The 11,428-nt window shown below is 58.9% G+C and carries 11 protein-coding genes; 8 read left to right on the top strand and 3 right to left on the bottom strand.

Features of this window, described 5'->3' with window-relative positions:
- Positions 1 to 102 precede the first annotated feature (102 nt).
- Positions 103 to 396 (bottom strand): hypothetical protein, encoded by a 294-nt coding sequence (locus B195_RS20150; protein ID WP_003439243.1) that lies wholly within the window; start codon positions 394 to 396, stop codon positions 103 to 105.
- 113 nt (positions 397 to 509) lie between these two features.
- Here B195_RS20150 and pbpC point away from each other — a divergent pair, with 113 nt between their 5' ends.
- Complete coding sequence (gene pbpC, locus B195_RS20145; RefSeq protein ID WP_369826393.1) at positions 510 to 2,825, top strand: peptidoglycan glycosyltransferase PbpC; 2,316 nt, start codon at positions 510 to 512, stop codon at positions 2,823 to 2,825.
- Between the two features lie 497 nt (positions 2,826 to 3,322).
- Here pbpC and B195_RS20140 read toward each other — a convergent pair whose 3' ends face one another.
- The gene (locus B195_RS20140; RefSeq protein ID WP_191985160.1) at positions 3,323 to 3,712 is read right to left on the bottom strand and encodes a response regulator; all 390 of its coding nucleotides are present in this window, start codon (positions 3,710 to 3,712) and stop codon (positions 3,323 to 3,325) included.
- Positions 3,713 to 3,717: 5 nt separating this feature from the next.
- Positions 3,718 to 3,942 (bottom strand): Flp family type IVb pilin, encoded by a 225-nt coding sequence (locus tag B195_RS20135; protein ID WP_003439249.1) that lies wholly within the window; start codon positions 3,940 to 3,942, stop codon positions 3,718 to 3,720.
- 334 nt (positions 3,943 to 4,276) lie between these two features.
- Here B195_RS20135 and cpaB point away from each other — a divergent pair, with 334 nt between their 5' ends.
- Genes cpaB through B195_RS20100 form a run of 7 tightly spaced genes read left to right on the top strand, consistent with a single transcriptional unit; the run spans position 4,277 to position 11,420 of the window.
- Positions 4,277 to 5,212, top strand: a complete 936-nt coding sequence (gene cpaB, locus B195_RS20130; RefSeq protein ID WP_003439251.1) for a Flp pilus assembly protein CpaB — start codon at positions 4,277 to 4,279, stop codon at positions 5,210 to 5,212.
- Positions 5,213 to 5,239: 27 nt separating this feature from the next.
- Positions 5,240 to 6,466, top strand: coding sequence for a type II and III secretion system protein family protein (locus tag B195_RS20125; RefSeq protein ID WP_003439253.1), 1,227 nt, complete (start codon positions 5,240 to 5,242; stop codon positions 6,464 to 6,466).
- Positions 6,463 to 7,662 (top strand): pilus assembly protein CpaE, encoded by a 1,200-nt coding sequence (locus B195_RS20120; protein ID WP_003439255.1) that lies wholly within the window; start codon positions 6,463 to 6,465, stop codon positions 7,660 to 7,662. Before B195_RS20125 ends, B195_RS20120 begins: the two co-directional genes overlap by 4 nt.
- Entirely contained in the window at positions 7,659 to 8,933 is a 1,275-nt protein-coding gene (locus tag B195_RS20115) for a CpaF family protein (protein WP_003439258.1), read from the top strand. The genes B195_RS20120 and B195_RS20115 overlap by 4 nt, the downstream gene beginning before the upstream one ends.
- Positions 8,934 to 8,942: 9 nt before the next feature.
- On the top strand, positions 8,943 to 9,827 hold the full coding sequence (locus B195_RS20110) for a type II secretion system F family protein (RefSeq protein WP_003439260.1): 885 nt from the start codon (positions 8,943 to 8,945) through the stop codon (positions 9,825 to 9,827).
- Position 9,828: 1 nt separating this feature from the next.
- Positions 9,829 to 10,713, top strand: coding sequence for a type II secretion system F family protein (locus tag B195_RS20105; RefSeq protein WP_003439262.1), 885 nt, complete (start codon positions 9,829 to 9,831; stop codon positions 10,711 to 10,713).
- 14 nt (positions 10,714 to 10,727) lie between these two features.
- A complete protein-coding gene (locus B195_RS20100) occupies positions 10,728 to 11,420 on the top strand; it encodes a tetratricopeptide repeat protein (protein WP_003439264.1) in 693 nt (230 codons plus the stop codon).
- Positions 11,421 to 11,428: the final 8 nt, after the last annotated feature.

Here is an 11,428-nt window from a genome sequence, read left to right as displayed (position 1 = left end):
AGGAGCAGCCGGTCGACGCTCGATTGCCTCGCGAGCTTTTCAAGATCAAAAGATCGCGAGGCCATCGAGCGTCGACCGGCTGCTCCTGCAAGGGTTGGGTAGTTAGCTGATAATCCAGCTCAGCACCCACAACCCCAGCAGTAACCAGATCACCCCGGCAATGATCGAGGCACGCATGAACGCGCGTACGGCGCTGTACAAAAACAGCAGGCCGATCACCAGCACGGCAATGCTCACGATCGATGTGTCCATGCCCAGCGCGCGGGCCATGCCGTCGATGAAGTTACTGCCAGCCTGGGTGATGGCAGTGAACAGGCCGTTCAGGCTCTCTACGATAAAACGGACAAAAGTACCTAGCCACAGGCCCAGGTTTCCAACAAAGCTTTCGACGTGCATGGGTATGTCCCGATCAATAAGATGGCAACTGTGCCAGAGATACCCATTGGGCAACCAGTCATGATGCAAAGTTGCGTAGCGAGTGAATGTTAGTGGGTTCTAGAACTGGAAAAATACTGGGCTGGAGCATCGCCAGTGTGGTGCTGGTGTGCGCGTTGCTGTGGCTGGCAGACCGGATCTGGCCGTTGCCCTTGCCTGAAGATGGCCTGGCCCGTGTGGTGCTGGCCGAAGACGGCACGCCCCTGTGGCGTTTTGCCGACGCCGATGGGGTGTGGCGTTACCCGGTGCAGACGGGGGAGGTGTCGGCGTATTACCTCGAGGCGTTGCTGACCTACGAAGACCGCTGGTTTTATCAGCATCCAGGGGTCAATCCGCTGGCCCTGGGCCGCGCCGTCTGGCAGAACCTCAGCGGTGGCCGGGTGTTGTCGGGCGGCAGCACGCTGTCGATGCAAGTGGCACGCCTGCTCGATCCCCATGAGCGCACCTTGCTTGGCAAGTCTCGGCAGTTGTGGCGCACGGCACAGCTGGAATGGCATCTGTCCAAGGATCAGATCCTCAATCTGTACCTCAACCGCGCGCCCTTCGGCGGCACGCTGCAAGGGGTGGCCGCGGCCAGTTGGGCTTACCTTGGCAAATCGCCGCAGCAGCTCACGCGCTCCGAGGCGGCGCTGCTGGCGGTGCTGCCCCAGGCGCCCAGCCGGCTGCGCCCCGACCGTCACCCGGGGCGGGCGCAAGTGGCGCGGGACAAGGTACTGCGGCGTCTGGCCGAGTATCAGGTGTGGCCACAGTCGGCGGTCAACGAGGCGCTTGAAGAACCTCTGTTGTTGGCCCCGCGGCTGGAACCGAGTCTGGCCCCGCTGCTGGCGCGACGGCTAAACCGGCCCCATAGCCCGCCGCTGATTCGTACCACCATTGACGCCAGTTTGCAGCGTCGCCTTGAAGACTTGCTCCTGGGCTGGTGCGCCCGTTTGCCCGAGCACACCTCGGCCGCCATTGTGGTTGTCGAAACCGGCAACATGGCCGTGCGGGCCTATCTGGGCTCGGTCGATATCAACGATGCGCGACGCTTTGGCCATGTCGACATGATCAGCGCCATGCGCTCGCCAGGCTCCACGCTCAAGCCGTTCCTGTACGGCATGGCGATGGACGCCGGGCTGATTCACTCCGAGTCTCTGTTGCAGGATGTACCCCGGCGTTATGGCGATTACCGGCCGGGCAACTTTTCCATGGGGTTCAGTGGCCCGGTATCGGCCAGCTCGGCGTTAGCCCTGTCGCTGAACCTGCCGGCGGTGCAGTTACTTGAGGCCTATGGGCCCAAACGCTTTGCCGCAGACATGCGCAACGGCGGCGTGCCGCTGAGCCTGCCGGCGTTGGCCGAGCCCAGTCTGGCGCTGATTCTGGGCGGCGCCGGGAGCCGCCTGGAGGACCTGGTGAGCGGCTATAGCGCACTGGCCCGTGGCGGCAAAAGCGCCCGACTGCGGTTGCAGCCCCAGGATGAACTGCGCGAGCGGCGCATGCTGTCCCCCGGTTCGGCGTGGATCATCCGGCGCATTCTCAGCGGGCAAGCGCGACCGGATCGCGACCCCCATGCCGAACTGGTACAGCGTCCGTCGCTGGCCTGGAAGACAGGCACCAGCTATGGCTTTCGTGATGCGCTGGCCATTGGGGTCGGGCCGCGTTACTTGATCGGGGTATGGGTCGGGCGCCCGGATGGCACGCCGGTGCCCGGACAGTTTGGCCTGGCGTCGGCGGCGCCGTTGATGTTGCAAGTCCACGATGTGCTGAGCAATCGCGACAGCCAGCGCGGCATTGTTACCCCCGTGGAGCCGGTGCCGGATACAGTCGCAGTGGCCGCTATTTGCTGGCCGCTGGGCCAGCCATTGAGCAAAAGGGACCCCGATTGCCGGCGTCAGCGCTTTGCCTGGACCCTGGATCACACCACGCCGCCGACGTTGCTCGCCGCCGATCAGCCGTTGGGCGTGGGGTTGCGGGAGAAAATCTGGGTCGATGCCCGGGGCTTGCGGGTCGGCCCGCAATGCAGCACCGCGCAGATGCGTGAAGTGGCGCTCTGGCCAGCACCGCTTGAGCCTTGGTTGCCCCGCATTGAGCGGCGTGAAGCACGGCTGCCGATGGCCTCGACGCAATGCCCGCCGCCGCCCTTGAGCTCGGTAACAGAGCTGTCGATTGCAGGGGTTCGCGATGGCGACCGGCTGCGACGTCCAGCAGCAAGTCAGGCTGCGCTGCGGCTCAGCGTTTCTGCCCTGGGTGGCGACGGTCGGCGCTGGTGGTTCCTCAATGGCGCACCCTTGGGGGACAGCGAGCATCAGGCTGCGCTCAACACCACACTTGAACACGTGGGCCGTTATGAGCTGAGCGTGCTTGACCAAAGCGGACAAACCGCGCGCGTTGAGTTCAGCGTGGTGCAGTGATGCGAGCAACAAGGGCTGCGGCTATGGGGGAAATACGAGGGGCGGCGGGGCTGTTTATGCAAAACGCCCGAGGTTACAAGATTCGGGAGAATGCCTGGAAGAAGCTAAAGTATATTAAATAGTGTAATAACTTTAGTGAGAAGCCCTGTTCGCGGGGCTTTTTATTTTATATATCTTGTTTGTTTTCATGCCTGTTTTTAGTTTTGTGGAGGTTGTTATATAAGGCGTTAATACCAAGTGACAGATTGTTCATGAAATCCTGTGGGGTTGTGATGTCTGGACCAATGAAATGTATCTCTGACATCAGAGCAGAGCGCTTTCGAATCCAGGCGTTCCAGGTGCATGGACATTAAATGCCCGCTGACCAGTGGGCAATGCAGTTCACTAGAGTGAGCTGCATTGTCTGTGCTGCAAAGAGTATGAGTGACATACACAAACCGTGGCCAATCAGACAACCACAGATTCTTGGGCAAGGAGCCACAGCAGGCCGCAGCCGGCTAGAGCTTCGGGAAGAGGTTGTCGAGGGTGTCGAGCAGGCGCACGTGGTAGATGGGTTTACGGAACAGATCCAGTACCTGCAAACGTAACAGGTCGCTTACGTCGTCCATGTCGGCATGTCCGGAAATGACAATCACCGGTAAGTGCTGGCGCGAAGTGTGTTCACGCAGACGTTTGATCAGTTCAATACCGCTCTCTTCCGGCATGCGCAGGTCGGTGATGACCAGCGCAATGTCCGGATGTCGGGTCAACTGCAAAAGGGCGAGTTTGACTGATGTTGCGGTATAGCAACAAAAGCCCTCGCCCTCTAGCAGTTCGGTCAACTCCAGCAGTGCATCTTCTTCGTCATCCACTAGGAGAAGCTGTTGGCGGGAAGAAGAAATACTCACACTCTTTAGCCGGCGACAGAAGTCAGTTCAGTAGAGATAGCCTGGAAGATCGATGTCACTGCCGTTTTGATAGGCGTGACGAAGGTGATGATTGCCACGGCGACCATGCCCGCGATAAGTGCGTATTCAATACCTGAAGCGCCCTCGGTGCGTTGTGCAAATAATTTGACCTGGCGCGCCACGAAAAGTTGGGTCGGCACGTACACTTTCAGAACAGTATTTAAAAACATCTGATATCTCCTTAGTGCACCGGTCGGGCACCGCTTAACTTCAAAGTTGCGTGATTTCCATCTGCCAGTACAGCATTGGCAATAAATAACTTTCAAGCAACTGTAAAAAAGCACTAATCATAAAGTATTAATCCAAATGAGAACGCTGAAAATGTGTGGTAAATCAAACTATTCGCAATTAAATAGAGATTTTTAAAGCCGGTAATGGCATTTTGCTTTGCCTGCGCTACGTTCAAATAGCGAAACGGTTCAAACAGCGTTATTGGGTTCGGCTGCCTGATTGCGAATGATTTATTTTTGACCTGCGGTGTGCAGTTGTAAAGGGAGTTTATTAATGAACAATCGACGCAGTCTGGTATTGGCGGCCATTTTGTTTATCGGTGCCATCGCGGCCGGTTATTGGGGGCTGGTATTGACCCGTCAGCAGCCGGTTGCCGAAGTGCCGGTGACCCAGATGGTCGAGCAGAAGGTTGCCGCAGTTGAGGATACAACCCGCCAGCCAGTGGTGGTGTTAGCCCGTGATGTTCCCCCCCATGTGGCCTTGACGGCCGAAGATCTGACCCTGGAAAAACTTCAGACTGCACCCGTTGGCAGCCTGACGTCTATCGATCAGGCTGTGGGCCTTACCCCGTGGCGAGCGCTTGCTGCGGGCACCTGGTTGAGCAAGCAGAGTTTTGAAGTGGGCGGGCCCCTGGCTCGCATGATTCGCCCTGATGAGCGTGCACTGGCCGTGGCCATTGATGAAGTGACCGGCGCGGGAGGGCAGTTAACCCCGGGTGATTACGTCGATATCCTGCTGTTTTTGCGTGAGGACACCGCCAATCCGCAACAGTCCGCGCAAATCGTCCTGCCAGCCGTACGGGTGTTGAGCGTGGGCGATGAGTTGGGCCTGACCAACGATGGCCAACTGGCCAGTCCACCGCTGAATGCCGAAGAAGCCCTCAAGCAAGCGCAACGCCGTGCCACTGCGCGCACCGCGGTGCTGGCGGTTCCAGAACCCTTGATCAATCAACTGATGCTTGCCACTCAGGCAGGTACCTTGCGTCTGGCCGTACGCAGCGCCGAGGAAAAGCGCTTGAGCAAGTACTGGGCAGGGCAGCAGGAGTCGCCCAGCAATATTGAGAACGCCAAGCGCAGCCTGTACCGGTTTAACCAGTTAGCCATGGCCAGCCCGGTGCGAGCACCTGTTGCAGGTAACCCCGTGGCCCAGCGCGAGCGCGGTATTGAAATCATTCGCGGCAGTCAGAACACCCAACGGCCCGCTCAATAAAAATATGATCTGCAAGGGAAGCCCAGCATGAGATACCGTTGCGTTCCGCTGTACAAACGAGCTTTCTGGACGCTGATCTTAAGCAGCCTGCCATTTGAAATGGCACTGGCTGCTTCAAATAATTGCGCTGCACTCGGCCAGTTACCCTCGGTACTGGAAGTGGCCCAGGGGGCCCAGCAAGCGCTGGACTCGCCGGTCAGTATTACCCGTATTGCGGTAGGTGACCCGGCCGTGGCTGATGTGCTCGCCAATGGCAGCAACGCCTTTTTGCTCACCGGTGTTGCGCCGGGAACCACCAGCCTGATGGTCTGGACCGCCTGCTCCAAGGCGCCGCGTCAGAGCATGGTGTTCGTCAAGGGCAAAGCCGCCACCGGCTATACCAGCGCTTCGTTGCCGCCTTCGGCAGATCCGACCCTGCCCAGCCAGGTACAGACCGATATTCGCTTTGTCGAAGTCAATCGCACCAAAATGCAGGAAGCCAGCACCCAGATCTTTGGCATGGGTAAAGACTTTTTGTTTGGCTCGCCCGGTTCGTTTATCTCCAGTGCGGAAAACATCATTACCGGCGGCCCGGTGGCTAACGGCAAGTATTTCAACATCGGCTTCGGCGGTGGCCGGGTCAAGGCGATGATTAACGCGCTGGAGGGCAGCGGTTTTGCCTACACCCTGGCGCGTCCGAGCCTGGTGGCGTTAAGCGGTCAGAGTGCAACCTTCCTCGCGGGTGGCGAAGTGCCTATCCCGGTCCCGAGCAGCGGCAGCGACAACGTGTCGATTGAGTACAAGGAATTCGGTATCCGCCTGACGCTGACCCCGACCGTGGTCGGACGTGACCGCATCATGCTCAAAGTCGCACCCGAAGTGAGTGAGCTGGACTACACCAATGCGGTGAATATCGCCGGCACATTAGTACCGGGTCTTAACGTTCGCCGTACCGACACCAGTATTTCCCTGGCCGATGGCGAGAGCTTTGTGATCAGCGGCCTGATCAGTTCGCGTAACAGTGCCCAGGTGAACAAATTCCCGGGGCTGGGGGATATCCCCATCCTGGGTGCATTTTTCCGCGACTCCAACACCAGCAGTGAAGAAAAAGAACTGTTGATGATTGTGACCCCGCATCTGGTCCAGCCGCTTGCCGTGAATGCGCAATTGCCAGCCATGCCCGGCGAAAAACTGCGTAATTACGACCCTAACTGGTACCGCCTGTATTTCCTTGAGAACGGTAAATTCAATACCCGTAGCGGGTTGTCACAATGAGCCAAAGCCTGAGCCAGACCTTTCTCGCGCTGACGCGCAGCAATACCGATCTTGAATGGCTGCAGGGCGCCCTGGCGCCACTTGGCCAGGTCGTGGGCGCAGGCACCAGCAGTCTCGATGAGTTGCTGGCATTGATTGATGTCACTTTCGCCGGCCTGGTTTTTGTAGGACTGGACCGCGAGAAAGTCGTGTCTCAGTGCGCCTTGATCGAGGGCCTGCTGGAAGCCAAGCCGATGCTGGCCGTGGTTGCCCTGGGCGATGGCATGGATAACCAGTTGGTGCTCAATGCCATGCGTGCCGGGGCGCGGGACTTTGTTGCCTACGGTTCGCGCTCCAGTGAAGTGGCCGGGCTGGTACGGCGCTTGAGCAAGCGCTTGCCGCCAGTCACTCCGAACACGGAGCTTGGGGGGCTGACCGTACTGTTCAGTGCCCAATGCAATGCCGACGGTGCATTGCTCGCCTGCCACCTGGGGCTGGTGGTGCAAAAGCATGATCAAAAAACCCTGTTCCTCGATCTGGGGGTGCCCCGTGGCGATGGCCTGACGCAGTTGAGCCTTGAGAGCTCGTTTTTCTTTGGGGATGCCCTGCGTCATCTACGCCGCCTGGACAGCACCTTGATCGACAGTGCATTTACCAAAACGCCGGAAGGCTTGCGAATCCTGGTGCACAGCGACAACGACGAGCCTCTGGAGCAGACCAGCGCCGCCGAGTTGTATATGTTGCTCAGCGCCTTGCGGCAGCACTTCCAGCATATCGTGGTCAATCTGACGGGCCAGCCTGACAGCGAAGCACTGCGCACCTTTGTCAGCCATTGCGACAAGTTGCTGTTTTACACCGATCAAAACGTACTCGATTGCCGGCGTAACCTGGAGGTACTGGGTGTATGGCGCACCAAGGGCATGAAGCTCGAACACGCGGGGTTACTGGTCGACCGCTATATGCGTGGCGTGGCTCCCGATGCCGATGCACTGGCCAAAAGCTTTGGCTTGCCAGTACTGGCCACATTACCGGCGAGTCCCGAATTACGGATCAATGCGAAAAACCAAGGCATCACTCTGTTTGAGCTGGGCCCGCGGGAAGCCCTGAGCCAGGGTCTGCAAAAACTCGGTGAGCGGCTGGCCAGGCGTTCGCAACTGCCGGGCAAGTCACCGGCCAAATCCGCTAGTTGGCTCAACCGCCTGTGGGGGCCGAAATGACCGGGGAACAGTTGTTCGGCTCGGGCCTGTACAAGGACGGGCGTGCGGACCATGACGGTCTGAAGCTGGTACTGCATCGCTATATCATTGATGCCATCGAGGAGACCGGGAAGAACCTGCTGGAAGATTCACGCCAGGTCCTGTCGCAGTTTGTCACCGAGCGGGTCGCTGAATACGTGTTGCGCCTGCATCTGGCCATTTCCCGTTACGAGATGGAGCGCCTGGCTGAAGAAATCGTCGACGAACTGACCGGTTTCGGTCCCCTGGAAGTGCTGCTGCGTGACCCGGCGGTGACCGAGATTCTGGTCAACGGACCGCACCGGGTGTTTGTCGAACGCGAGGGGTTGCTCAGTCAAAGTGATCTGCGCTTTATCGACGATCATCACGTCGAGCGGGTGATGCAGCGCATTCTGGCGCCGCTGGGCCGGCGCCTTGACGAGTCCTCGCCGATGGTCGATGCGCGCATGCCTGACGGCAGCCGGGTCAACGCCATCATTCCGCCCATTGCTTTGGACGGCCCTTGCCTGTCGATCCGGAAATTTCGCAAGGACATGCTCAAAAGCAGCGACCTGGTGGCGATGCAGACCATTGATCAGCCGATCTACGAGTTTTTCCAGGAAGCGGTAGGCAAGCGCTGCAACATCTTGATCAGCGGCGGTACCGGCACCGGTAAAACCACGCTGCTCAATATTCTGAGCCAGTTGATCAACCCCCACGAACGTCTGGTCACCATCGAAGACGTGGCGGAGTTGCAGCTCGGCCATCCCCATGTGGTGCGTCTTGAAACCCGGCCGCCAAATGCTGAAGGCCACGGTGAAGTCAAATCCAGCGACCTGATCCGCAACGCCCTGCGGATGCGCCCGGACCGCATCATCCTTGGCGAAATTCGGGGTGTTGAAGTGCTCGACGTACTGACCGCGATGAACACCGGTCACGACGGTTCCATGAGTACTGTGCACGCCAACACCGCACAAGATGCGTTGCTGCGCCTGGAAACCCTGGTGGGTCTCACTGGGCGTACGGTGGCGGAAAAAACCTTGCGTCAGATGATCTGTGCCGCGCTGGACGTGATCATTCAACTGACCCGCATGCCGGATGGCCGGCGCTGCGTCAGTGAGGTACTGGAAGTGGTCGGGGTACGTGACGATGTTTATGTCACCAACACCCTGTTCCGGCTGGATAAACGCACCGGTTTTGGCTTTATGCGCGAAGCCTTGAACCCGGCAGGTGACAAATTGCGTCGTGACCCCATTTTGAATGCAAACGGCTGAGGCGCGCCCATGATCCCGGCCTTGATACTTTTTCTGATCAGCTTTTTGATGTTCGTGATGTCATTGACGCTGGTCTACCGCGCATTGCGAGACCCGGCAACCAACAGGGTGCTGGACCGCTTGGGTGAGGGCCAGCCGCGACCGCTGGAAACACCTCTGAGTGTGGCATGGCTGGACCGGGCCTTTTTGCAGGCCGGTATGGGCCGTCCTTCGGAACGTCTGGGGTTGTGGTTGGCGATATGGGGCGCTGTCGCTGTGTTGGCCGGGCTGATGGGCGGCTGGGTTTTTTTCCTCCTGTTGCTGCTGTTGCCGCCGTTGCTTTTAAAACTCTATGTCAGCTGGCGATACCACCGTCGGGTGCGGCGCATGGTCGAACAATTGCCGCAGTTACTTGATCACTGTGTGCGCAGCCTGAAGGCGGGCCGCACCTTGTCCGATGCGGTGCTGCACGCGATTGAGGCGTCGAATGATCCGCTTAAAAGCGCCATCAGCCGGGTGGCGCGCAACGTGCACCTGGGGGTGAGTCTGCCCGATGCGGTGGAGGATTTTGCCGAGCTGTATGAACGCAATGAATTTCGCATGTTTGCCCTCGGATTGAAGGTCAACCATCGCTACGGCGGCAGCGCCAGTGAGTTGCTGGAAAACCTGATTGTGCTGATTCGCGAGCGTGAACAAGGTGCCCGGAAACTCAAGGCCCTGACCGGTGAAACCCGCATCACGGCAGTGGTTCTGGCGGTGTTGCCACTGTTGGTGGGGGGCTATTTCATGATCACCAACCCCAGTTACCTGACCAAGGTGTGGCAGGATCCGAGCGGTCAGCACATGCTGCTCACCGCCTTTGCAATGCAGGCTATCGGTAGCCTGGGACTGTGGCGCATGGTGCGGAGCGTATGACATGGCCTTGCTGATTTGTTTGATTTTACTGATCGGCGCTCTGGGGCTGGTAATTAACCATGTGATCCAGGAGCGGCTGAGCCAGCAGCGGGTGATGCAGCGTCTGGAGGGTGACAGGACCGGTCCCGGCAAACTCAGCCTGTGGATGCGGGCAGTGGGCAGCAGCAAGTTTGGCCAGCGCTCGGTTTCGATGGACAGCGAAACCCAGGTCCTGCTCAACCGCGTGGGCTGGCGCACCGCCAGTCAGCGGTCATTGTTTGCCGCGTTCCAGATCGGTACTCCGGTTGCCTTTGCCGGGCTGATCTTTCTGGGGCATGAATTGTTCTTTCCCGGTTCGGGAAATCTGATGCTTGTACTGCTGTTTGCGCTTGCCCTGGGGTATCTGATTCCCAAGCGAATGTTGGCCTACGTGGCGAAAAAGCGGCAGCAAGAAGTGGCGGTGGAGGTTTCAACCTTCATTCCGTTACTGCGCATCCTGTTTGAATCCGGCATGGCAGTCGAGCAGGCGCTGCGGGTGTTGAGCCTGGAGGGGCGGCAATTGCTGCCGGTACTTACTGCAGAGTTGCGGGTGATGCTGGCCAGGGTGGACTCGGGCCTGGAGTTGAGCCAGGAGCTCAACAAAACCGCAGCCTTGCTGGATGTGGACGAATTCAACGACACCTGCGTGATCCTGCAGCAATTGATTCAACAGGGCGGCGGGGCGATGAAATCGTTGCAGGCGCTTAAAGAGCTGCTCGATGACCGGCGCATGACGAGTCTGGAGGAATACATCTCGAAAATGTCGGCCAAGATGTCGGTGGTCATGATGGTGTTTCTGTTTCCGGCGCTGATGATTGTATTGGCCGGGCCGAGTTTGATGGCTATCGCAAGGGCCTTTACCTCTTGATCAGGAGTATGAGTATGAAAGCTGTCATTGCCGCGTGTGCGCTGCTGATGTTGGGCGGTTGTGCGACAGGGGGGCAGGGTAATTCGCCGTGGTCGAGTCTGACCGGCAGCAGTTGCGCCAAGTTGAGTGATGATCAGGAACTGTCGATGAGCCTGGCCGACGACATGGCCAAGGAGGGCAAGCTGCACGCCAGCCTGGCCAACCTGCAAGGTCTGCCGGAACGTTACGCCCAGGTGCAACTGCGCAAGGCCAGAATCTACCGGCAACTGGGTCGCAGTGAAGCCGAACCTTTGTATCGCGGGCTGCTGGGCTCCTGTCTGGCGGCCGAAGGTGAGCATGGTCTGGGCCAGCTGGCAGCAGGGCGGGGTGATAACGCGCTGGCGACCACTTATCTGGAGCGTGCGGCACGCATGGCACCGACCGATGACAAGGTGCGTAACGACCTGGGGGTGGTGTATCTCAATCAACTGCGCATAGACGAAGCGCGCTTTGAGTTTTTGACTGCTCTGGAACTCAAGCAGACGGATTCGCTGGCGGCGCTGAACCTGGTGACCTTGCTGATTTATCAGGATCAGTGGAACCAGGCCGCAGAACTTGCGAACCGTGCCGAATTGACCCCTGCGCAAGTGGGTGATGCCCAGGCCAGGGCGCAAGCCCTGAAAACCCAAGCCAAGACAGCCAGCAATCAAGTGGCTGCGATCAAATAATGCGTTGG

This window comes from Pseudomonas sp. Lz4W (genome assembly GCF_000346225.2).
Taxonomy (GTDB): domain Bacteria; phylum Pseudomonadota; class Gammaproteobacteria; order Pseudomonadales; family Pseudomonadaceae; genus Aquipseudomonas; species Aquipseudomonas paraversuta.
This window is presented reverse-complemented; position numbering and strand designations above follow the sequence as displayed.

Excerpts from the sequence above, each read along its gene's own strand:
- B195_RS20150 (WP_003439243.1), bottom strand. The coding sequence starts at position 396 with ATGCACGTCGAAAGCTTTGTTGGAAACCTGGGCCTGTGGCTAGGTACT.
- B195_RS20135 (WP_003439249.1), bottom strand. The coding sequence starts at position 3,942 with ATGTTTTTAAATACTGTTCTGAAAGTGTACGTGCCGACCCAACTTTTC.
- cpaB (WP_003439251.1), top strand. The coding sequence starts at position 4,277 with ATGAACAATCGACGCAGTCTGGTATTGGCGGCCATTTTGTTTATCGGT.
- B195_RS20125 (WP_003439253.1), top strand. The coding sequence starts at position 5,240 with ATGAGATACCGTTGCGTTCCGCTGTACAAACGAGCTTTCTGGACGCTG.
- B195_RS20120 (WP_003439255.1), top strand. The coding sequence starts at position 6,463 with ATGAGCCAAAGCCTGAGCCAGACCTTTCTCGCGCTGACGCGCAGCAAT.
- B195_RS20115 (WP_003439258.1), top strand. The coding sequence starts at position 7,659 with ATGACCGGGGAACAGTTGTTCGGCTCGGGCCTGTACAAGGACGGGCGT.
- B195_RS20110 (WP_003439260.1), top strand. The coding sequence starts at position 8,943 with ATGATCCCGGCCTTGATACTTTTTCTGATCAGCTTTTTGATGTTCGTG.
- B195_RS20105 (WP_003439262.1), top strand. The coding sequence starts at position 9,829 with ATGGCCTTGCTGATTTGTTTGATTTTACTGATCGGCGCTCTGGGGCTG.
- B195_RS20100 (WP_003439264.1), top strand. The coding sequence starts at position 10,728 with ATGAAAGCTGTCATTGCCGCGTGTGCGCTGCTGATGTTGGGCGGTTGT.